Annotated in this window: 37 protein-coding genes; 33 read left to right on the top strand and 4 right to left on the bottom strand. The window is 69.2% G+C overall.

Annotated features, from left to right (window positions below; all coding sequences use genetic code 11):
- Nucleotides 1-34: 34 nt before the first annotated feature.
- The 3 genes from B0675_RS40315 to B0675_RS40305 all read right to left on the bottom strand — a co-directional run bounded on the left by B0675_RS40315 (nt 35) and on the right by B0675_RS40305 (nt 2,331).
- The gene (locus B0675_RS40315; protein ID WP_081224800.1) at nt 35-1,288 is read right to left on the bottom strand and encodes a hypothetical protein; all 1,254 of its coding nucleotides are present in this window, start codon (nt 1,286-1,288) and stop codon (nt 35-37) included.
- A gap of 21 nt (nt 1,289-1,309) precedes the next feature.
- A complete protein-coding gene (locus B0675_RS40310; protein WP_081224799.1) occupies nt 1,310-1,714 on the bottom strand; it encodes a hypothetical protein in 405 nt (134 codons plus the stop codon).
- 98 nt (nt 1,715-1,812) lie between these two features.
- Nucleotides 1,813-2,331 (bottom strand): helix-turn-helix transcriptional regulator, encoded by a 519-nt coding sequence (locus B0675_RS40305; RefSeq protein WP_081224798.1) that lies wholly within the window; start codon nt 2,329-2,331, stop codon nt 1,813-1,815.
- A 216-nt stretch (nt 2,332-2,547) separates the two neighbouring features.
- Between B0675_RS40305 and B0675_RS40300 the strand changes: the two genes are divergently transcribed.
- From B0675_RS40300 to B0675_RS40195, 23 genes are all read left to right on the top strand, one after another.
- Nucleotides 2,548-2,754: a helix-turn-helix transcriptional regulator gene (locus B0675_RS40300; protein WP_277625271.1), complete on the top strand. Its 207-nt coding sequence runs from the start codon at nt 2,548-2,550 to the stop codon at nt 2,752-2,754.
- Nucleotides 2,751-3,044 carry a hypothetical protein gene (locus B0675_RS40295; RefSeq protein WP_081224796.1) on the top strand — a complete coding sequence of 98 codons (294 nt, stop codon included), beginning with the start codon at nt 2,751-2,753 and terminating at the stop codon, nt 3,042-3,044. Before B0675_RS40300 ends, B0675_RS40295 begins: the two co-directional genes overlap by 4 nt.
- A 105-nt stretch (nt 3,045-3,149) precedes the next feature.
- Nucleotides 3,150-3,476 carry a hypothetical protein gene (locus B0675_RS40290; protein ID WP_143661189.1) on the top strand — a complete coding sequence of 109 codons (327 nt, stop codon included), beginning with the start codon at nt 3,150-3,152 and terminating at the stop codon, nt 3,474-3,476.
- Nucleotides 3,473-4,288, top strand: coding sequence for a hypothetical protein (locus B0675_RS40285; RefSeq protein ID WP_081224794.1), 816 nt, complete (start codon nt 3,473-3,475; stop codon nt 4,286-4,288). Before B0675_RS40290 ends, B0675_RS40285 begins: the two co-directional genes overlap by 4 nt.
- Nucleotides 4,285-4,830 carry a hypothetical protein gene (locus B0675_RS40280; protein WP_081224793.1) on the top strand — a complete coding sequence of 182 codons (546 nt, stop codon included), beginning with the start codon at nt 4,285-4,287 and terminating at the stop codon, nt 4,828-4,830. The genes B0675_RS40285 and B0675_RS40280 overlap by 4 nt, the downstream gene beginning before the upstream one ends.
- Nucleotides 4,827-5,189, top strand: coding sequence for a hypothetical protein (locus B0675_RS40275; protein WP_081224792.1), 363 nt, complete (start codon nt 4,827-4,829; stop codon nt 5,187-5,189). The genes B0675_RS40280 and B0675_RS40275 overlap by 4 nt, the downstream gene beginning before the upstream one ends.
- Entirely contained in the window at nt 5,189-5,407 is a 219-nt protein-coding gene (locus B0675_RS40270; RefSeq protein WP_081224791.1) for a hypothetical protein, read from the top strand. Before B0675_RS40275 ends, B0675_RS40270 begins: the two co-directional genes overlap by 1 nt.
- Nucleotides 5,408-5,710, top strand: coding sequence for a hypothetical protein (locus B0675_RS40265; protein ID WP_081224790.1), 303 nt, complete (start codon nt 5,408-5,410; stop codon nt 5,708-5,710).
- Nucleotides 5,707-5,946, top strand: a complete 240-nt coding sequence (locus B0675_RS40260; protein ID WP_081224789.1) for a hypothetical protein — start codon at nt 5,707-5,709, stop codon at nt 5,944-5,946. The genes B0675_RS40265 and B0675_RS40260 overlap by 4 nt, the downstream gene beginning before the upstream one ends.
- Before the next feature lie 94 nt (nt 5,947-6,040).
- Entirely contained in the window at nt 6,041-6,409 is a 369-nt protein-coding gene (locus B0675_RS40255; protein ID WP_081224788.1) for a hypothetical protein, read from the top strand.
- Nucleotides 6,406-6,735: a hypothetical protein gene (locus tag B0675_RS40250; RefSeq protein WP_081224787.1), complete on the top strand. Its 330-nt coding sequence runs from the start codon at nt 6,406-6,408 to the stop codon at nt 6,733-6,735. The genes B0675_RS40255 and B0675_RS40250 overlap by 4 nt, the downstream gene beginning before the upstream one ends.
- Nucleotides 6,732-7,076 (top strand): hypothetical protein, encoded by a 345-nt coding sequence (locus B0675_RS40245; RefSeq protein WP_081224786.1) that lies wholly within the window; start codon nt 6,732-6,734, stop codon nt 7,074-7,076. Before B0675_RS40250 ends, B0675_RS40245 begins: the two co-directional genes overlap by 4 nt.
- Nucleotides 7,077-7,207: 131 nt before the next feature.
- Nucleotides 7,208-7,552: a hypothetical protein gene (locus tag B0675_RS40240; protein WP_081224785.1), complete on the top strand. Its 345-nt coding sequence runs from the start codon at nt 7,208-7,210 to the stop codon at nt 7,550-7,552.
- A gap of 68 nt (nt 7,553-7,620) precedes the next feature.
- Complete coding sequence (locus B0675_RS41730) at nt 7,621-7,767, top strand: hypothetical protein (protein WP_179165583.1); 147 nt, start codon at nt 7,621-7,623, stop codon at nt 7,765-7,767.
- Nucleotides 7,764-8,879 (top strand): DNA polymerase III subunit beta, encoded by a 1,116-nt coding sequence (locus B0675_RS40235; protein WP_081224784.1) that lies wholly within the window; start codon nt 7,764-7,766, stop codon nt 8,877-8,879. The genes B0675_RS41730 and B0675_RS40235 overlap by 4 nt, the downstream gene beginning before the upstream one ends.
- Before the next feature lie 127 nt (nt 8,880-9,006).
- Nucleotides 9,007-9,336, top strand: a complete 330-nt coding sequence (locus tag B0675_RS40230; RefSeq protein WP_081224783.1) for a hypothetical protein — start codon at nt 9,007-9,009, stop codon at nt 9,334-9,336.
- Nucleotides 9,333-10,172, top strand: a complete 840-nt coding sequence (locus B0675_RS40225) for a PD-(D/E)XK nuclease-like domain-containing protein (RefSeq protein WP_081224782.1) — start codon at nt 9,333-9,335, stop codon at nt 10,170-10,172. The genes B0675_RS40230 and B0675_RS40225 overlap by 4 nt, the downstream gene beginning before the upstream one ends.
- A 10-nt stretch (nt 10,173-10,182) precedes the next feature.
- Nucleotides 10,183-10,968, top strand: coding sequence for an AAA family ATPase (locus B0675_RS40220; protein WP_081224781.1), 786 nt, complete (start codon nt 10,183-10,185; stop codon nt 10,966-10,968).
- Between the two features lie 68 nt (nt 10,969-11,036).
- Entirely contained in the window at nt 11,037-11,258 is a 222-nt protein-coding gene (locus B0675_RS40215; RefSeq protein WP_081224780.1) for a hypothetical protein, read from the top strand.
- Nucleotides 11,255-11,593, top strand: a complete 339-nt coding sequence (locus B0675_RS40210; protein ID WP_081224779.1) for a hypothetical protein — start codon at nt 11,255-11,257, stop codon at nt 11,591-11,593. The genes B0675_RS40215 and B0675_RS40210 overlap by 4 nt, the downstream gene beginning before the upstream one ends.
- Nucleotides 11,594-11,684: 91 nt before the next feature.
- A complete protein-coding gene (locus B0675_RS40205; RefSeq protein ID WP_081224778.1) occupies nt 11,685-11,960 on the top strand; it encodes a hypothetical protein in 276 nt (91 codons plus the stop codon).
- Nucleotides 11,953-12,366, top strand: coding sequence for a hypothetical protein (locus B0675_RS40200; protein WP_143661188.1), 414 nt, complete (start codon nt 11,953-11,955; stop codon nt 12,364-12,366). The genes B0675_RS40205 and B0675_RS40200 overlap by 8 nt, the downstream gene beginning before the upstream one ends.
- Nucleotides 12,363-12,779 carry a hypothetical protein gene (locus B0675_RS40195; RefSeq protein ID WP_081224776.1) on the top strand — a complete coding sequence of 139 codons (417 nt, stop codon included), beginning with the start codon at nt 12,363-12,365 and terminating at the stop codon, nt 12,777-12,779. Before B0675_RS40200 ends, B0675_RS40195 begins: the two co-directional genes overlap by 4 nt.
- A gap of 59 nt (nt 12,780-12,838) precedes the next feature.
- Here the strand turns inward: B0675_RS40195 and B0675_RS40190 are convergent, their stop codons facing one another.
- Nucleotides 12,839-13,057 carry a hypothetical protein gene (locus tag B0675_RS40190; protein ID WP_143661187.1) on the bottom strand — a complete coding sequence of 73 codons (219 nt, stop codon included), beginning with the start codon at nt 13,055-13,057 and terminating at the stop codon, nt 12,839-12,841.
- A 216-nt stretch (nt 13,058-13,273) separates the two neighbouring features.
- On the opposite strand from B0675_RS40190, the gene B0675_RS42520 reads away from it, so the two are divergent.
- From B0675_RS42520 to B0675_RS40150, 10 genes are all read left to right on the top strand, one after another.
- Nucleotides 13,274-14,341, top strand: coding sequence for a hypothetical protein (locus B0675_RS42520; RefSeq protein WP_081224774.1), 1,068 nt, complete (start codon nt 13,274-13,276; stop codon nt 14,339-14,341).
- Nucleotides 14,338-14,919, top strand: coding sequence for an ATP-binding protein (locus B0675_RS42405; RefSeq protein WP_241540214.1), 582 nt, complete (start codon nt 14,338-14,340; stop codon nt 14,917-14,919). The genes B0675_RS42520 and B0675_RS42405 overlap by 4 nt, the downstream gene beginning before the upstream one ends.
- On the top strand, nt 14,916-16,274 hold the full coding sequence (gene dnaB / locus B0675_RS40180) for a replicative DNA helicase (RefSeq protein WP_241540213.1): 1,359 nt from the start codon (nt 14,916-14,918) through the stop codon (nt 16,272-16,274). The genes B0675_RS42405 and dnaB overlap by 4 nt, the downstream gene beginning before the upstream one ends.
- On the top strand, nt 16,271-16,465 hold the full coding sequence (locus tag B0675_RS41200) for a hypothetical protein (RefSeq protein WP_143661185.1): 195 nt from the start codon (nt 16,271-16,273) through the stop codon (nt 16,463-16,465). The genes dnaB and B0675_RS41200 overlap by 4 nt, the downstream gene beginning before the upstream one ends.
- The gene (locus tag B0675_RS40175; RefSeq protein WP_081224772.1) at nt 16,462-16,698 is read left to right on the top strand and encodes a hypothetical protein; all 237 of its coding nucleotides are present in this window, start codon (nt 16,462-16,464) and stop codon (nt 16,696-16,698) included. The genes B0675_RS41200 and B0675_RS40175 overlap by 4 nt, the downstream gene beginning before the upstream one ends.
- Nucleotides 16,695-17,642, top strand: coding sequence for a DNA cytosine methyltransferase (locus B0675_RS40170; protein WP_081224771.1), 948 nt, complete (start codon nt 16,695-16,697; stop codon nt 17,640-17,642). Before B0675_RS40175 ends, B0675_RS40170 begins: the two co-directional genes overlap by 4 nt.
- Before the next feature lie 197 nt (nt 17,643-17,839).
- The gene (locus tag B0675_RS40165) at nt 17,840-18,139 is read left to right on the top strand and encodes a hypothetical protein (protein WP_081224770.1); all 300 of its coding nucleotides are present in this window, start codon (nt 17,840-17,842) and stop codon (nt 18,137-18,139) included.
- Nucleotides 18,140-18,197: 58 nt separating this feature from the next.
- Nucleotides 18,198-18,665 carry a hypothetical protein gene (locus B0675_RS40160; protein WP_081224769.1) on the top strand — a complete coding sequence of 156 codons (468 nt, stop codon included), beginning with the start codon at nt 18,198-18,200 and terminating at the stop codon, nt 18,663-18,665.
- A gap of 37 nt (nt 18,666-18,702) precedes the next feature.
- Nucleotides 18,703-19,419 carry a DNA cytosine methyltransferase gene (locus tag B0675_RS40155; protein ID WP_081224768.1) on the top strand — a complete coding sequence of 239 codons (717 nt, stop codon included), beginning with the start codon at nt 18,703-18,705 and terminating at the stop codon, nt 19,417-19,419.
- 80 nt (nt 19,420-19,499) lie between these two features.
- On the top strand, nt 19,500-19,856 hold the full coding sequence (locus B0675_RS40150) for a hypothetical protein (protein WP_081224767.1): 357 nt from the start codon (nt 19,500-19,502) through the stop codon (nt 19,854-19,856).
- Nucleotides 19,857-19,884 lie beyond the last annotated feature (28 nt).

The raw sequence follows: 19,884 nt of genomic DNA, 5'->3' as shown, positions 1-19,884 counted from the left end.
TCTACAACTGATCGTTTAGGGGATCCTTGGGAGATCAACTCTCCCAGATGCTCGTCCACCCCAGATTGCTCATCGCCCGCTCGTAAAGCGCCTGCAAGCCATCGAGCCGGTCCTGCCTCATCGGCGGAGTCGGATGCCGGTACGTGCCCTTGATCCCAGGGTACTTGTGCCCCATCTGCTCGTACCCCAACACAGGGCGCACGCCGATCTGCTCCTGCCAGGTGTCATGCGTATGCCGGAGATCCCGCATCGTCAGCCCTGGCATGATCGGCTCCCACCCCTCTTTCACCGCGTTACCGCGGGCCTTGGGCCGGGCTTCCCTGCCGTCCGCCGCCGGCCGCAGGATCGTGTGCCAGTGGCTGCGCCACCACCACTTGCCGGACAGCGTCGTGAACACGAACTCGTGCGGCCACTCCGCGAGATGCTTCTCCAGCAGCACCGCCAGGAACGGGGGGACGTCCACGTCCCGACCGGACTTGTCGTTCTTCGGAGGCTCCAGCCCGCGGAACGCCTTCCGCTTCCCCTCCTCGTCACGGACGTCGTACTCGGCGAGCACGCCCGTATCTCCATCGACCCGAATGATCGGACAGGTGAAGACCCCGCCGTCGTACTTCTGACGCCGCTCCAGCAGCGTGTTGTCCCGGTGCAGGCCGACGAGCTCTTCGTAGCGCAGCCCGGTGAACGCGTCTGTGACGATATGCAGTCCGTACACGGGGCCGAGGCGCCGCGACAGTTCGAGGACCGCCTCCGGCGTGGCCACCTGGTCCTCGTCCGCCTTCTTCTTCGCCGGATCGGCCGGCAGCCCGGTGAGACGCCGTCCCGCCATCGGGTTGACGATGAGGTGCCGGGCGTCGACAGCGCCGTTCATGATGCGGCTCATCAGCTGCACGCAGTCCTTCGTGGTGCTGCGCGCGCATGTGAGGGTGCGCGCCCAGGCCTCCACGTCGAACCAGTTGATCGAGACGAGTGGGGCGTCCTTCCATCGCGGCAGGATGTGGCCTTCGAGCCGCGCCCAGCGGTTCATCGTCGTCCGACCGCGCGGCTTCTGAGCCGCCATCCACTCGTGTACGAAAACACCGAACTTCTTACGCGACAGTTCAGGGTCAATCCAGCGGCCTTCCTTGATCGCCGCTTCCTGACGATCACCCCAGTCCTCGGCGAGTTTCCTCGTCGGGAAGCCGGGCTCGCTGCCGAAGCTGCCGTCTGGCCTCTTGTAGCGGCACCGCCACGTGTACTTGGTGGTCTTCTTCCCGTTCTTGACCTTGAAGACCTTCTCGGCGTGCGCCACGGCCGTTCCCTTCGCCCAGGATCAGACGGCGTCGCCGTCGTGATACCCCTCTGGTACACGCTGCCAGTACGGGGAGCGCTCCGTGTCGAGACGGCCGAGATAGTCGGCGGCACGCTGGCTCAACAGGGACGAGTCCACCGTGTAGTCGATCGAATCGGCCTTGTCCTCCACACCGATAGCGAACCGGTCCGGCAGCCCGGGAAGGCACAGCCACTGCACCTTCACCACGGGCCCCGGCGCGGAGCCAGGCGGTCGCGGTGCCCACCGCTGCGCCTGGTCCGTCAACAGCTGTGACAGGCGCTTGGGACCGTCCTCGCTGATGTCTGACTCGTGGACCCTGAACAGGCATCCGGTGCCGTCTTCGAGATCGATGATCTCCGGCTCTATGTAGTCACCCTCAACACGCTCAACGTGCATGACCCACATACGCACTTCCCCGATCCGAGCAGTGCCCCCCCTCGGTGACGGTCCGTCGATCGAAGCACACTTTTGAGTCACAGTCGACCGTCTGGGGCCGAAAATGCCTACGGCTCTTGTGGGGCGTCCGTGCCGGAAGGGAGGCCCTGAAGGTGTCGCCGGGTCTGACGCCACTGCTTCCAGAGCTTGTCGAGCTCCTCGTCGCTGATGTCGTCCGAGCCCTTGAGGACGACGATGATGCGCGAGTCCTCATCCTCGGACCCGAGGTGCACCACTGTGCTGTCGAGAGTCTTTCCCGAACGCAGCTCCAGGTCGATCGCCGGCGGCAGTGTCGACTGCCGCTCTGCGGCCTGCTCTTCAATCGTGGGGGCGGTATCGGGTTCGTGACCCGCGAGGATGCGGTTGGGGGAATCCTCGGTCCAGCCGACGAGGCGGGCATACGCCCGCATCGTGCTGGTGACTTTGTTGAAGGGCCGGCCGTTGGGCTGCCGGCCGCGCTCGATGGCTTGGATGGGCGTGCGCGTCACGGACAGCCGCTCGGCGACCTCGATCTGGGTGAGGTCGGCCGCCTTGCGCGCTTCAGCGAAGGCTTGACCCAGTCGTTCCCAGTCTCGCTCTGACTCCATGTCTCCACATCATGCACTACCTCCATGCAACCACCTAGCCGGGATTCAGCCTTTTGACCTGCGGTTGAGCACGCAAATAGAGCGTTTGGGTTGCATGGGGCGCACCGTGCTTACCGGTAGGTAGGGGGCGTGCGCCCCTGTCGAGGCTCTAAAAAAGTGCCCGCAATGCACTCGCAGGGCTTGCCCGAAGCACTCCTGTTGGCTAGCTTTTGAGGCGTGAGACCGCACTCCAGCGCTATCCGCTACAGAAGGAGGGCTCTCAATATGAGCCTGCGCACGCTCTCCGCAAAGACGGGGATCCACCGGTCGCATCTCTCGCGAGTCGAGCACGGACTCGCCGGACTCGGCGACGACAACATCAAGAAGGTCGCGGCAGCGCTGGGTGTCACCCCCGACGACATCACCCACAAGGAGACCCCGTGACCGCCCCCGAGGCCACGAAGACCGCGCCCCGCAAGAGGAGCGCCCCCACCATCCGCGAGAACATCCCCGCGCCGAGCACACCCGAAGGCGAGCTCTTCCACTACACGCCGGAAGAGGCCGCCCTGTGGCTGCCTTTCGTCGCCCGCAAGCTCCGCCTGATGGCCTTCGCCCGCGAAATCCCCCACGTGAACAACGGCAACAAGGTGTGGTTCTCCGGCCTCAACATCCGGGCCATCACCGAGCAGTTCACCGTCCAGCCGTTCGCGAAGCCGGCCCGCGCTGCCGCCTGACAGGCGGATGGCCCCTTCGCCGGATCGCACTCCGGCAGCCGGGGCCCCGCGACCCGAGGGTCGCACCGATCCACCCACACGTCCCTGACAGAACAGGAGTGGACCTTGTCCACATACTCGCAGACCTCGATGGTGCGGTACCGCATCGCTTTCGATCGGATCCACAGCATCGGCGGCACGCCTTTGGCGCCGGTGACGGTCACTGCTTCGACGGTGGACGAACTGTCGGAGGCGATCCGCTCTCACGCCAAGACCGTTCTCGGTGACCGCTCCTTCTACGTCGAGGTGAACTCGGCGCTGTCGCGTGGCTGCATCGCCAGCGGCTTCTCGGTCCTCGGCACGTTCACGGTCGAGTCCCTTCCGGTAGACGAGGCCCTGCTGCCGATCGACGTCCGTGACGCTCTCCGGATGCTTGCTGGCGGTGCCCGATGACCGCCTACCCCGACATCGCCGCCCGCGCCGCGCACGGGACTGACGGTCAGAACGCGGTCCGCCCGAACCGGTCGGACGAGTCCCGCTGCATCTCCGTCCACTGGTCACTGCCCGTGCAGTGCGTCCTTCCGGTCGGCCACCGCGAGAACTGGCACGAGGCTTGGCACCCGGAGACCAGCAACCGCCTCCGCTTCCAGCGCTCGATGGGCAGCTACCGCACGGAGGAACTGCACCACGGCGAGTGGCACGACCTGCAACTCCCCCCGCCAGGCGGCTTCTGCGGTCTGCTCCGCTCCGGCCGACCGGACGTGCGCTGCACCGAGCAGTTCGGACACGGCTGGATGCACCGGGCCAAGGTCGACGGCGTCCAGCACACCTGGAACCCCGCGCCCGCACCTGGCCTGAACGTCGACCAGCTCACCCGCGACGTGAAGCACCTGCGGGGGATGGTCGTCGAGGCGCACGCCCGGATCGCCGAGTTGGAGAACGCCCTCGTGGCGACCGGCCAGTCGCTGTCGTCGTTCATCTTCGACGCGGACGACCCAGGCGCCGACGCTCTGGGTGCCCAGTGGCTCTACCACCAGGTGATGCCGCAGGCAGACGACCCGTTCGCCCAGCCGCGCGCCTTCCGCTCCAGCGTCTTCTCTGAGGCTTCGAAGGCGGTTGCGGCGATGGACGTACCCGCGCCGGACGAGGACGGCGAGCAGTCGAAAGCGTACCGGGACGGCTACCTGGCCGCCTTGGACGACGCGACCGAAGCCCTGGAGGTGCGCGCCGACCAGGCCGCCGAGGGATCCGAGGTGACGGCGTGAAGTGCGACGAGCCCCACGAGGGCAACGAGTTCGCCGGCTGCACGAAGGAACTCGGCCACGCCGGGGACCACGAGCACTTCGGTACCCGGTGGCCTCGCCCCGTCCCGTCCGGCGAACTGAGCGATCGAGTGCTCAAGCTGCTGCCCGGTGGCTGGGGTCATAACGAGCGCGAGTTCTACCTCGCCTTCGAGGTCACCAGCGTGTACCTGATCCCGGTTTCTGCCGAGTCCGAGGATGAGGCGCTGGAGATGTGCGGCGACGGCTCCGACCTGCCGGACTTCAACCGCTACCAGGCTGTCGACGGCGATGTGTCGGTCCGCCGGCCGTACTTGGATGAGCGCACCGGCATGACGGGCTCGCCGATCGGCCCGAAGATCGCCTGCCCCGGCTGCGGCGAACTGGCCATGTCCCGCTCCTGGTATCACCGGCCGCTGCGGAAGTGTCACGGCCCGATCGAGTGGACGGTCCGGACGAGCGCGAGCGGAAAGCCCTGGGCCAGCCGCAAGCACGAGGCGCACGCCGGACGGCAGGCGGCGTCATGACCGCCTTCAACCGCGACCTCGCGTCCCGGATCGCCGGAACCGGCATCCCCCTGACAGCCGACATGGTCACGCCGCGGATCTTCCGCACAGCAGACCGCCGCCTGTGGGTTCTGACGCACCCCTACCTGGACGTGGACGGCACCGCCTGGGAATGGGACGGCCAGCCATACGACCGGGTGGCTGGGCCGGAGATGACGTCTCCGTCGCACCCGATGCTGCACGTGCCGCTGACCGGCCTGGTCCAGCACTGCGGCCTCCACTCCGACACCAGCCAGGCCATCGCGGCAGGCGAGCTGGTCTTCCAGCAGCACGACGCGGCCGAGGCCGGCTACCCCAACCTGACCGCCCTGGAGGCGTGATGAGCGAGACCCGTGTATCGCAGGCGATCGTGTTCGTCGGCGACGACGTCGACGCGGTCGGCCTGGACACGACGAACGGCGGCCTCACTGTCGGGCTCGGCTCGGCCGCCGTCCTGAACCTGGCGGGCGCCGATCAGGACACCCTCGACAAGCTCGCCGTCGTCTTCGCCGAGGCCGCCGCTGTCAACCGCAACCGCAGCCTCTGGCAGGTGGCCTAGATGGTGACGCTGACCGTGACCCGCACCCGTGTCGGCCGCATCGTCGAAGGCGCCGCGGACCTGCTGGAGGCGGAGGGCTGGGACCCGCACCGCAACCCGATCACCGACGCCATCGACCGGGCCGCCGGCTTCATCCCGGGCCGCAGCTCGATCGACGCCGAGCAGGCCACGATCGAAGCCTGGAACGCCCTCGTCGACCACCTCGGCGGCCGATCGGTCACCGGGTGGGAACGGGCCGCTGGCCGCACGCAGATGCAGGTGTTGCACGCGCTGCGCACTGCCGCGAAGGCGGTGGCGGCGTGAACAGCGAACTCTCCCAGGACGCGCTCACCGTCGGTCTCGTCGACGAGGCGGTACACCGGCGGGCCGCGGTCCGAGTCGCCGACCAGATCGGCCGCGAACACCCCGACCCGCGCGACGACCTGATGCCCAGGCTCGTCGGCCGGGAGCTCGCCCGGGACCCGCTGATCGCGGCCAGCTACCTCGAACTCCTCGACCAGCTCGGCCTGAAGCCGGAGCACATCCGGAGGCGGCCGTGATCTACATCGCCATCGTCCTCTGCGCCGGCTTCCCGTTCCTGCTCCTCGCCGGGGAGCGCATCTCCCACCGCATCCGCGCCCGCCAGGAGGGCCAGTGACCACCGAGACTCTCACCCCGCCGACCGACACCGAGATCGCCGAACTCCTCGGCAAAGCCGCGGACGTCATCGACGAGAACGGGCACTGCAAGCGGGACCTGTACGACCACCGGCAGGCCGCGGGCGGCACCAAGCTCACCAACTGCCGTGTCGACATCATCGGCGCCCTCAACATCGCCGCCCACGGCACACCCCGGTACGCGGGCCGTGACCTTCGCGTCTGGTCCGCCGAGCAGGCCATCCTCGCCCGCATCCCGGAAGCGGCGGTCGTCACCTGGAACGACGCGAAGGGGCACGGCAAGCGGGAAGCGGCCAAGCTGCTCCGCGACACCGCGGCCAGCCTCCGGCCGGAGGTGGCGGCGTGAAGCTCCTCGGAGGGGTCGGCAGCCGACGGGCCGGCGCGGGCAACGCGGAGCTGCGCCGCAACCGGGCCGCGGACCGCGAATACATCAGCTGGTGCCACGAGCGGTTCCGGGACCTCGGTGCCAGGACTCGGGTACTGCGGGCGCGCGCCGAGATCGCCGAGGGGCGACTGCAGCAGTCCGAGCAGCTCATCAACCGGCAGGCCGCCCAGTTGCAGGCGCGCGACGCGCAGATCGCCGAGCTGGAGAAGCAGTTGAAGTTCGACAGCGAGGAGACGGTGGAAACGCCGCGGCCTGTTCTGGAGCCGGAGTTGGAGGCGGTCGCGTGAGCACGCGCAGCGTCCCCGACGGGGTCGTCCTCGACTGCGACGTCGACGACTGCCTCGACTCCCTGGAGGACGGCAACAGCACCGCCGTGTACGCGACTGGCGCCGAAGCCGTCGACGCCGGGATCGAAGCCGGCTGGACCCGCCTCGGCCGCGGACGGCACGCCTGCAACCGCTGCAACCGGCAGCACCACGAAGCCCGACTCACTGCCCGCATCACCACCCGGGGTCAGGCCGCCGAGCCGGAGCGGTCGAGCAATCCCTTGAGCAACGAGGAAGTCGGCGAGGACCACCCGGACTACGTACCGAACCCGGCCTATGACCTACCCGAAGGGGCCTGGTGACGGCCCCCCACGCCACCACCTGAACTCCCGGCCGCCCGGCCGCAAGAGGTTGGGCGGCCGGCGAACAAAGAAGCCCCGAGCGCTAGAGACGCCCGGGGATCCGAGATCAAGCATCCCAGAGGGAGCCCCGAATGTTGAACACCGGCGAGCAGATCACCTGCCCTGCCTTCGACGAACCCGGCAACTATCACTTCGAGAGGCTTTGTGAGGACTGTGACGTCAAGACGCTGTCCCGCCTGAACCTCGGCCAGGTCGAGGACCGCTACCAGGTGGGCCGCATCTGGCAGAACCAGTTCGAGGCCTACATGTACGTGTGGGCGCTCCTCTCCCCGGCCGGCAGCCGTCCCCAGTGGCGCGAGACGCCCACCAGCCCGGATGTGCGACGCATCGCCCGAAAGCTGCTGACCCTGCGCGGCTTCGACGTCCCGGCCGCCCTGATCGAGAACCAGGCGAGCACGTTCGCCGAGGCCGCCTGACCCCCACCTACCCGCCGGTGGGCGTCGATCCCGCATCCGCCCGCCGGCACCACTACTTGGAGACCCCCATGAACGAGTCCAACACCATCGAGATCAGTCACCCCACCCTGTTCCCGCTGTCCGCGCTGCAGACCAAGGGCTACGCCCAGCCCGAGGCGCGCACCGATGAGGCCGAGGTCGACGACGAGAACATCGGAGAGGCGGAAGCAGCGTGAAGGTCCGCCTCGCGCGGCGCCAGTTCGCTGACCTCCTCGCCTGGACGGCCAGCCAGCTCGACGCCAAGCCCACCAACCCGGTCTTCGCCGGCCTCCTCATCGAGGCCGCGGAGGACCAGGTGTCGATCTCCGGGACCAGCTACAGCGGCGACGCGCGGGCGACTCTGCCTGCCGACGTCATGGAACCGGGCCGGATCGTCGTCCCCGGGCGGATGGCAGCCCAGGTGGTCGGCGCCTACAACTCGGAGCTCATCGAGCTGACGGACGCCGACCAGCAGCTGGAGCTGGCCGCCGGTCGCGACGTCTTCCGGCTGAGCATCCTTGCGGCCCACGACTTCCCGCGGCTGTCGGAGCGTCGCAGCGTCGACGGAACCGTCGACTCCCGTGAACTCGCATCCGCTGTGCGGCAGGTTGCGAAGGCCACCGACAGCGACGCGAAGACCATCGGCAACGAACTGTGGCGCTCCGCCATCCAGTTCGTAGCCGACGGCGACCGGCTGCTGGTGTGGGCCACCGACCGGTACCGCATGGCGGCCCGCACCATCCCGTGGACGCCGGCAGGCGACCAGGGCCAGCTCGAAGCGCTAGTGGTGGGTAGCTCGCTGGAGGCCGCGGTCAAGGGCCTCGACGGTGAGATCGGCCTGTCCTTCAAGGGCAAGACGTTCGGGATCGGCGACCAGGTCCGCTACTCGACGATCGGTCTCATCGATCCCGGCAAGCGGATCCCCTTCGGAAAGTTCCCGACCGGGGGCTTCACCACCGAAGCCATCGTCCCGGTCGCCGACCTCGTCGACACGATCCGCCGGACCGTGCTCGTCGCAGGAGACGGCAAGCCGAAGATTCTCCTCGGCTTCGGCTCCGACGACATCACCGTGCGCGCGGCCGGCGACGACACCGGCGCCACCGCCATGAACCACCTCGACGGGCAGCACCTCGACGGGCCGGCCATCCAGATCGCCTGCAAGCCGCACTGGCTGCAGGAGGCCCTCGCGGTCACCGACACCCCCGACGTGCGGATCGGCCTGTTCGGCCCGACCAAACCGATCGTGATCACCGCTGCTGACCCCGAAGCCAGCAGCTACCGCCACATCGTCATGCCGATCCGCCTCTGATCCACAACTCCACAGTCCGGCGCGTCGAGTTTCCCCCAGCTCCGCGCCACCCAGGGCCAGCTCCCCGGAGCACCCCCCCCCGGCCCGGGGAGCTGGCCCCCAACCACTGCACCCGAAAGCGAGTCACATGAGCACCGAAAGCACCACCATCCCGCCGGAGACCGCACGTCACGTGCTGTGGCGCTACGACCGCACAGGCGGCGCCCAGCCCGGCACGTTCACCGTCCACCTCATGGCGGCGATCGAATCCGCCGACGTCCGCAACCGGGCCGTCCTCCGCGACGCCTACCCGGCGCTCTCGGCCGCCCTCCACCTCGCCCGCTACGACGAGGAGGGCCTGACCAAGCTGCGCCGCATCGCGACCGGGCAGGCGCCGCTCGGCTGCAAGTGCGGTGACAGCACCGGCCCGTTCACCTTCGACGGCCGCTGCGAGAACTGCGCCGAGGCAGTCGCATGACCGCCGCGGTGGAGGTCGAGGCCCCGGCTGTCGAGCCGGGCCTGTACGACATCGACGCCGAGCTGTACCACAGCGACCCCATTCCGGGCGGCAGCCTCTCGTCCAGCGGGGCCCGCAAGCTCGTCGCCGAATGCCCGGCCAAGTTCAAGTACTGGCTGGACAACCGGGAGCCGCCGAAGAAGGCCCTCGAACTCGGCACCGCAGCCCACAAGCTCGTCCTCGACGACGGCCCCGAACTCGTCCTCGTCGACGCCGACAAGTGGAACACCAACGCGATCAAGGACGAGGTCGCCGCGATACGTGAAGCCGGGAACATCCCGCTCAAGCGCCACGAACTCGACCAGGTCAACGCCATGGCCGCCGCCCTGCGCGCCGACCCCGAAGCGGCGGCCCTCCTCGAACCCGGCAGCGGCACCGCCGAACAGTCCGCCTTCTGGGAAGACGGCGGCGTCTGGCGCCGGGCCCGCTTCGACTGGCTGCGCCACGACGGCCAGATCGTCGACTACAAGACCGCCCGCTCCTGCCGCCGCGAAGACCTGGAGAAGGCGTTCAACGAGCACGGCTACATGCAGCAGCAGGAGTGGTACCTCGACGCCGGCGTCGCCCTCGATGTCGCCGACCCCGAGAAGCCCTTCCAGTTCGTGCTGCAGGAGAAGGAGCCGCCGTACCTGGTGGTCGTCACGACCTGCGACCCGATGGCCCGCGAGATCGGCCGGCACCTCAACCAGGTCGCCCTCAACGCCTACGCCATCTGCAGCCAGTCCGGCGAATGGCCCGGCTATCTGCCCAACCCGATGACTGCGCTGCCCTCGTGGGTCGAGCGCCAGTACGCCTAGGAGACACCGAATGTCCCAGCTCGGCCAGCCCGTCCGCTCCGCGCCCCGCCCCGCGGCCGACGACTCCCCGCAGTTCTCGTTCGCCCCCGCCAGCAAGGCCGGCCGCAAGGCCCGCCTGTCTATCCAGGGACTGTCCGGCTCCGGCAAGACGTGGACCGGCCTCAGCATTTGCCACGGCCTGTCCGCGGGCCGCCGGTTCGCCGTCATCGACACCGAGAGGGGCGCCGCCAGCCTCTACGCCGGTGTCGGCGGCATCCAGTTCGACACCCTCGCCATGGAGCGCTACGACCCCCGCGACCTCGCCCGCGCCCTCGACGCCGCCGCCCAGTCTGGCTACCCGACGGTGTTCGTCGACTCTCTCTCCCACTTTTGGAAGGGCACCGACGGCACCCTCGACCAGGTTGAGAAGGCGAAGGCGAAGTACGGCGGCAACAAGTTCGCCGGGTGGAAAGACGGCACCCCCATGCAGAACGACATGGTCGCCGCGATCCTCGCCTACCCCGGCCACGTCGTCGCCTCGATGCGCTCCTACACGGAGTGGGTGCTGGAGAACGGCAAGCCGAAGCAGGTCGGCACCCGGCCGGAGCAGCGCAAGGGCATCGAGTACGAGTTCGACGTCGCCGTCGCGATGGACATCGACAACACCCTCGAAGTCCTCAAGTCCCGTTGCCCGGAGCTGACCCGCAAGGTCATCCCGCGCCCGCAGGGAGCACGCGACGTCGCCGGCCCGCTCCTGCACTGGCTGAACACCGAGCCCGAAACGCAGCAGCAGCCCGAGCCCGCGCCCAAGCAGTAACCCACCCGATTCGGCGGCCGGCCGCACCCGTAATGCGGCCGGTCGCCACCACTCAAGGAGACCACGCCGTGACAGGACCCGAGCACTACTCCGAGTCTGAACGACTGATTGAGCTCGCGAAGGCCTCGCCGCAGCAGAAGCGGCAAGACTGCCTGGCCGCGGCCCAGATCCACGCCACGCTCGCCCTCGCGGCGGCCACCGCCATCCCGGCGACCCGCTCCCAGTTGCTCGCCGAGATGAAGGCCTGGTCGGACGTCGCCGCCACGAAGCACAAGGGACGCACGTCATGAGCCGCCGGGTCACTCTCGCCGAGCAGGTCGCTGCTGACGTCCGCGACAAGACGCTCGCCCAGCTCGTGCGGCAGGCCTCCGACTGGGACCGCCAAGTTGTCGCGCAGGCCGTCCTCATCTGGATGCGCGACCACGACACCGTCTCCGCCAACGACCTCCGCGACCAGCTGCCTGAGGTCGCCGGTGGTGTCCTGCCGGGCGTGTTGCGGGGGATGGGCCACAACTACCTGATCCACACCCGCACCTACGTGCCGTCCACGGCGCCCGCCACCAAGGGTCACTCGATAGCCGTCTACCGGCGCCGCACCGCCGCCGACCGGGCGGAGGCCGCCTGATGCTTTCCCTCATCTTCGGCGCCGCGGGCCTGCTCCTGTCGATCGTCGCCGTCACCGCCGCGATCATCGACCGCCGCAACAGGAGGCGGACATGAGCCCCGAACAGGTCGACGCCTACCGGAACGCCGGAAGCAGCCTGCACCCCGCCGCCGACTGGTTCATCAACCTCGTCGCCGTCTACGGGATTTGGGCCGTGATCGCCGTCGGCACGCTCGCCATCCTCTGCGCCTGGCTGCTGATCGGCATCCTCCTCGACCGGCACGAACGGCGGGTCGAACGGCGCGGCCAGACCGTGCACAGCCTCCAGCTCCTTGAGCGGTACGCCAACGACCCCGACAACCACGAGACGGAGGACCCCCGTGCCTGAGATGCGAGAACGACCCTTCATCGCCGAGATCGCCCGCGGCCGGGACGCCCGGTTCGTGCCGCCCGTCAAGGAGACCGAGTTCAGCACCTACCGGATCGACTGGTACGCCGTCGAACGCGTCCTCAACGGCGGCCACCCCCTCCCGCCGCTCAACCCCGACGAACTTCGCGAAGCCGCACTCTGGCTGCGCCGCCACGACGTCGAACGGCACGCCGTCTCCGTCCGCCTCAACGTCTACGAGCGGCGCATCAAGGACTGGGAAGCCGAAGCCGGCATGCTCCCCGCCGACCAGCTGTGCGCCCGGGGCGGCTGCAAGTCGGCTGCCGCCGGACGCGGACTCTGCGCCAACCACCTTCAGCAGCAGCGATGGGCGGCCAAGCGGCAGCAGTTGGAGGCCGCGGCATGAGCACCCGAGCAGCCATCGAAGAACTCCTGCGCGCCGGCTACAGCGACCGTGCGATAGCCCGACAGGTCCACGTCCGCACCGAGACCGTCGGCGAGATCCGCGCCCTGCTCGCACTCCCGCCACACAAGCCCGGCCCGAGCCGCTCCACGCACGAAGACCTGTTCTGGCGGCGAGCAGCACCCACAACCGACGGGCACCTGCTCTGGCCGTACACCACCACCGCACTTCGGGTCGGCCACGAAGGGGCACGGCAGTCCGCCTACCGGATCGCCTTCACCCTCGGCTGGCAGCGCGAACCCGTCGGATCCGTCAAGCCGGGCTGCGGCGTCGCGCGATGCGTCCACCCGCGGCACGTCGAAGACCAGCCCATGCGCGACCAATACGCCGCGATCTTCGGCAGCCAAGCCGCCTAGCCCGGACATGACGAAGCCCCGCCGAAGCGGGGCCGGAGGAGAGAGGGGAGGGGCCGATGTCAGTCGGAGTCTGCGGCCGGCTTCTTGCGGCGCACGATGAGCCTCGGCTTGGGCGGCTCGAGTCCCTTCGCCTTGCAGTAGGCGCGGACCCGAGAGTGGATGTGACGACGCAGTTCGTCGGTGCGCGTGGTGCCTTCCTCCGCGCAGAGCTGGCCGTAGAGCTCCCACATCTCGTCGTCGATGCGGATCATCCGGCCGGGCGTCCCTCTCGTCGTCATGTCGACAGCGTAGCTGACTGTGCAGGAGCAACACACCCCGGCGGTGGCGGAAGTCGCGCAACATGTATTGCTCTCGTATTGCATGTGCCTACACACCCCGAGGTAAGCTGCTGCTGTGCCACGGCGGCACGAGGACGACAAACAAGGCCGCCGTAAGGGCTTGGTTCCGAGCGCCCGAAAGCCCCCAAACCAGCACTCTATGAAGGACACCTACTCATGGCCCGTGGACACGGTCGGATTCTCACCAGCATCTGGGAGGACCCCGACTTTCTCGCGCTCGACGAGAAGGAGCAGCGCCTCTACCTGTTCCTCATCTCGCAGCCGAACCTCAACCACGCCGGCCTGCTCGACCTGACGCTGCGGCGCTGGTCCCGCAAGGCCCGCGGGCTCACTTCTGCCGAACTGGAGAAGCTGCTCCAGCGCCTGGAAGAGACCCACTTCGTCGTCATGGATGACGACACCGAAGAACTGCTCATCCGCTCCTTCGTCCGCAACGACGGCGTCTGGCGCATGCCGAAGGTCATGGGCGCCATGGTCTCCGGCGCCCTCGAAATCTCCTCACCCCGCCTCCAGGCCGCCCTGCTCGCCGAGATGGACCGCATTCCGCTGGACGAACTCAACGACGAGCCGACCAAGTACAAGGGGCAGGACGGCCCGTCCATTCGCCAGCAAGTCGTCATCCACATCAGCACCCTCCGCAAGGCGTTCGGCACCCCCGACCCGGACCCGTCCCGAAGGGGTTCGGCAACCCCCTCCAAAGCCCCTTCGGGAACCCCCTCCGATACCCCTTCGCAGCCCCCTGCCGAAGGGGGTCCGAAAGGCTCTACGCGCGGGCGCGGGCGCGCGCCACACGCGCATTCCCCTGCCCCTGCCCCTGCCCCTACCCCTGCCCCTGCCCCAAACCCCGTGGTGGTTGAGGTGGGGGAGAAGACCTCAGGTAGTAGCGAGCCGACCCCCTCGTCGCCTGACGGCGACGCCCCCATCGACATCGACGGCTTCGCACTCACCGACTCGATGCGCCGCTGGGCCCTCGACACCTTCGGCCCCGGACTCGACATCGACTACGAGACCGCACAGTTCGTCGACCACTTCCGTGCCCAATGCGTCCGCCGCCCCAACTGGCCCGCCGAATGGCAGAAGTGGATCCGCCGCTCCGCCAAGTACGCCTCCGAGCGCGCCACCCGCCCCCAGCTGCGCTCTGTCGCCGGAACCGGGTCCCGCGCCGACACACACACCGCCGACGACTACACGAACTCGAAAGTCGAGGACCTGTTCGCATCATGACCACCACCGACCACGACGCCTGGCGGGCCGAAGCCCAAGCCGAAGCCGTCGCCAACCGCCTCAAGACCTTCCTCGACCGCCGGCCCGCCGCCTTCGACGAGCCCGGCACCCTCCGCCGCGACGTCCACGCCTGGATGGACGGCTACCTCGACGGCCGCCACGGCTCGCTCATCCTCACCGGCGAGATCGGCACCACGAAGACGTGGCACCTGTGGAAGCTCAACGAGACCCTCATCCGCCGCGGCTGGCGCGGCCTGTTCCGCATCGCCACCACCTACGACGTCAAGGTCGCCACCGACCGGCCCGTCGACCACGAAGCCCTCACCAGATGGCGCGAGGCCGACCTGTACGCCATCGACGACCTCGGCGCCCGCGCCGTCAACGACTGGACCGCCGACGCCATCAGCGAGCTCATCGACAGCCGCTGGCAGAACCGGCGGCCGACGGTCATCGCCACGAACCTGACCACCGCCGAACTCCGCAACGTCCTCGGAGACCGCGCCGCATCCCGCATCGGCGACGGCGCCACCGTGGCCCGCTTCACCGGAGACGACCGCAGGAAGGGCGGCACCCAGTGACCCACGACGACTTCGAGCCCGAGCAGCGCGAGACCCTCGCCCCGCACGACCTGCCTGCCGAACTGGCCACCCTCTCCTCGATGCTGTTGTCCCGCGACGCGATCGCCGACGTCACCGAGATCATCAAGAACCCGGCCGACTTCTTCCGGCCCGCCCACCAGACCGTCTTCGCCGCGATCGTCTCCCGCTACCTCCTCGACGAACCCGTCGACCCGATCGTCCTCGCCGACGACCTCGCCAAGACCGGCGACCTGACCCGTATCGGCGGCGTCCCGTACCTGCACCACCTCGTCCAGCAAGCGCCCAGCGCCGCACACGGCGAGTACTACGCCGGGATCGTCCGCGAGAAGGCCGTCCTGCGGAACCTGCAATCGGCGTGCACCCGCACCCTGCACGTCATCGCCGACGGCACCGCCGAGACCGGGGAACTCCTCGACGATCTGCGCGCCGAAGTCGACGGCATCGTCGACGACACCGCCAGCGGCGACGAGGACACCCTCATCGGCTCCGACGGCGAAGACTTCCTGGAGCATCTGGAGCACCTCCAGAAGAACGGGCCGGCCCGCGGCGTGAAGACCGGGTTCACGGACTTCGACACCCTCACCAACGGACTTCAGCCCGGCCAGCTCATCGTCATCGCAGCCCGGCCCGCCATCGGGAAGTCCACCCTGGGCACGGACATCGTCCGCCACGCGACGATCGTCGAAGGCCTCCCGGCCGTGTTCTTCAGCCTGGAGATGTCCCGCACCGAACTGAAGATGAAGATCGCGTCCGCTCAGGCCCGCGTCGCCCTGCACCACCTGCAGAGCCAGAACGGCATGACCGACGACGACTGGACGCGCCTCGCGAAGGCCTGGCCGATGATCAACCAGGCGCCGCTCGACATCGTCGACGACGCCGGCCTCACCCTGACGAAGATCCGCTCCCACTGTCGCCGCATCAAACGCAAGCGGGACCTGCGCCTCGTCGTCATCGACTACCTCCAGCTCATGGAGGGCGAGATGAGCGGGCGCAGCGAGAACCGGCAGCAGGAAGTCGCGAAGATCAGCCGCAGCCTGAAGAAGCTCGCCGCCGAACTCCACGTCCCCGTGATCGCCATGTCGCAGCTCAACCGCGGCGCCGAACAGCGCACCGACAAGAAGCCGCTGTTGTCCGACCTGCGCGAGTCCGGAGCGATCGAGCAGGACGCCAACATGGTGATCCTCCTCCACCGCGAGGACGCCTACGACCGCGAAAGCCCGCGCGCCGGTGAGGCCGACTTCATCGTCGCCAAGAACCGCGGCGGCCCCACCGCGACGATCACCACCGCCTTCCAGGGCCACTACAGCCGCTTCGTCGACATGGCGCAGACATGACCGACTCCTGCCCCAACGGCTGCCGTCGCGGTATAGCCCCGGCAGCCGAGAAGCGCCGCGGCGACGCGATCGTCCACGGCTACCAGTGCCCTAACTGCGGGCACCGCTGGGCCACCAGCCGACTCCTGTCGGCCTACTCCGAAGTCCACCGCGCCGCCGAGCGCCGCCGCCAGCAGGGAGAAGCCGCATGACCCGCCGCCGCAAGCCGACCGCCCGTATCCGCCACAACACCCGCGGCTGGCTGCTGCCCGACTACAGCGACTTCGCCGACTGCACCACCAACCACCAGCGCCAGCAGGATGGCCGGCCCGCCTGCACCGCGACCGCGGTGTGGAGGGTCGTCGAAGACCACGGCATGCACCTGAGCATCGGCTTCTACTGCGACGCCGACCTGCCCGAGCAGCACCGGACGGTGGCCGCGTGATCCCGCACACGTTCGCCGGCATCGGCTGGTCCGAAGCCCTCCCGGCGCTCGGCCTCACCGACATCGGCTTCGAACTGGACGCCGCCGCATGCCGCACCCGCATGGATGCCGGGCACCGGACGGTGCGCTGCGACGTCACCCAGTACCCGACGTGGCCGTTCAAGGGCCGCACCAGCGGGCACATCGCTTCCCCGCCCTGCCCCGGCTTCAACAAGTCCGGGAAGAAGCTCGGCCTGCAAGATCTGCCCCGCGTGCACCAGGCGATCGAAGACCTGTCCCGCGGCAAAGACACCCGGGCTGCGATCGGCGCGGCCTGTCTCGACGGGCGGTCGATCCTGACGGCGGAGCCGATGCGGTGGATGTACGACCTGATGCCCGACTGGATCTGCATGGAGCAAGTCCCGTCCGTGCTCCCCGTCTGGCAGCAGTACGCCGGCATCCTGGACGGCTGGGGCTACAGCACCGATGCGGCCGTCGTCGACGCCGCCGGCTACGGGCTGGGCCAGCACCGCAAGCGGGCCGTCCTCATCGCCTCCCGCAGCCGCGACGCCGTCATCCCCGCACCCACCCACGGCGGACTCGGCCAGCCGACGTTGACGGCCATGGCCGACGTCATCGGCTGGGGCTACACCCGGCGGCCCGCCCCGTCGGTGACCGGCGGCGGCACGTACACGGGCGGCGCCGAACCGTTCGGCAACGGCACCCGGCAGGCGATGAAACGCCACATCGGCACCCCGGCCTGGCGGGAGCGGGAGGGCGTGCACCATCTGCGGCCCACCGTCGAAGAGTGCGCGGCCCTGCAGGGGTTCCGGCCCGGCCTGCGGTTCCACGGCAACGCGGGGCAACGCCACATGACCGTCGGCAACGCCGTCCCGCCGCCGCTGGCCGCCGTCCTTGTTGCCGCTGTCGCGGCGCCGGCAGCCCGGTTGGCGGTGGCGGCGTGAGGGGGACCGGATCTCGGCTACCTGGCGCGCCTGCCCTGTGCGCGCCCCACGCCGGGCCTGTGGCGGCCGTTGAGCCGTCCGGGGCCGTCCGGGTCCGCCGAACCCGTTCCAGCGCCCCTGAGAGCCGCACAGGGCTTCCAGCCTCAACCACCCACCCCACGCCCGCGCACCCCACGACGCCGCATAGGAGCCACACCATGACCACCGGACTCACTGTCACCGTCAACGATCAGCCCGTCCCGCTCGATGACTGCGGATGGATCCAGCGCCGCCCCTGCGGCTGCATCGTCGCTGCGCTCGTCGCCGTCTCCGGCAGCCGCGTCGTCGCCACCGCGCAGCAGGCCCACGAGCACCTCAACAAGGGCAAGCGCGAGCAGGCCGCAGCCGAGCGCGAAGGGATCACCGTCGGCAGGACCGAGCTGATCACCATGCAGCACTACCGCGACCACATCGGCGCGAACTGGGAGTGCGACGCCCACAAGCCTCAGCCCGCCTGACGGCCCGGCACACGTCTGACCGCGCACACCCTGACAGCACCGTCAACAAGGAGTGATCATGACCGACCGCACCGCCGCTCAGCCGCTCACCGAGGGCCAGCTCGTACAGACCGAAGCGTTCCTCGCCGGCCTCGGACAGTCAGGCGTCGTCGATGCCGAGACCGCGCGTCTCCTCGTCGCCGAAGTCCGCCGGCTGCGCGAGCTGGAGGCGCCCGCCGTCCAGGCCCGCGCCGCTCTCGCCGCGCTCTGCTACGACCTCGAAGACCCCGGCAGTGACGCCTACGGAGCCCTGTACCTGCTCTCCCGGGCCACCGTCGGCATCGACGCCCCGAAGGACGATGCAGCCCTCGCACTGGGGACGTTCGCGAGCGACGTGCTGCACAAGGTCGCCGACATGGCGGACCCGGAAGCCCCGGAGGTGTCGTTCTTCGGCGTCCAGGCCGGGCCTCAGGTCGCCGCGTGGCTGCGGATGCTCGCCGACCGCAAGGCGACCACGACCGCCCTCGCCGCCCCTGCCGGTTCCTGATCCGGTTCCACCCAGCCCACCCCAAGGAGACCCCGCAATGCGCTCCCTGCCCGACCGCCCCTGGAACGGACTCACCGTCCTCGACACCTTCTGCTGTGCCGGAGGCATGGCCATGGGCTACCACCTCGCCGGATTCAAGGTCGTCGGCGTCGACATCGCCCCGCAGCCGAACTACCCGTTCACGTTCGTCCAGGGCGACGCGATCGAGTACATCCGCGCCCACGGCCACGAGTTCGACCTCGTCCACGGATCCCCGCCGTGCCAGGCGAAGTCGAACCTGAACGCCTACAACCACAAGACGTACCCGGAGCTGATCCATCCGGCGCGTGACGCGATGCTCACGACGGGCCGCCCCTACGTGATCGAGAACGTGGAGCCGGCACTGTCCGACCTGCGGGACCCGATCACCTTGTGCGGGCCGATGTTCGACCTGCCGATGTACCGGCACCGGCTGTTCGAGACGAACTGGGGGCTGACCGCGCCCGCGCACCCGAGGCACGTGGCGCTGTGCACCCGGAACGGCTACCTGCCCACCCCGGGGCGGCCGTTCATGTCGATCCACGGCGGGCGGCACTCCCGCGCGTGGCAGAACGCGGCCTGTGACGCGATGGGCATGCCGTGGATCAAGGTCCCGGAGGGCGGCGACATCCCGCTCGGGATCCGCGAGGTCTGCGAGGCGATCCCGCCGGCCTACGCGCGGTTCATCGGCGGACGGTTCGCCGCAAGCCTGACCGCGGCCGACCTCGCCGCATGACCCCCGCAGACCGGACGCCGCCTGCCGATAACAGGCGGCGGCCGGCTGGCCCGATTCTCGCATCCGACAGGAGCAGCACCATGGACCAGAAGCTCGCCTCGCCCCTGACCAACCCCCAGACCGAAGCCACCCACTACGGCATTTCCGTCTGCAACATCGGCGAGGACGGCGACATGCTCGCCCTCGGCCACCCCGGAGACCGCCGCGCCCTGGCCGCCTTCAACCGGCACGCCCGCGTCTTCATCGGCCTGTGCAACCTCGCCGACGACCCTCGCGCCACGTTGTCCGAGTGGGTCGGATCCACCCAGGAGAAGTGGGTGATCTTCCGGAAGCCGGACCCGGAGCAGGGCGAGGACCCGGACTACGTGTGGGTGTGCGACGACGCCGACGCCTCGACTCCCGGCGCGCTGCCGGTGACTGTCCTCGTCCTCAACTGACTGCTTCTGCCCGTGTGGGGGCTGCCTG

It is taken from the genome of Streptomyces sp. M41(2017) (assembly GCF_002078175.1).
Taxonomy (GTDB): domain Bacteria; phylum Actinomycetota; class Actinomycetes; order Streptomycetales; family Streptomycetaceae; genus Streptomyces.
Note: the sequence above shows the minus strand (reverse complement) of the source record. Positions and strands in the feature narration are given on the sequence as shown.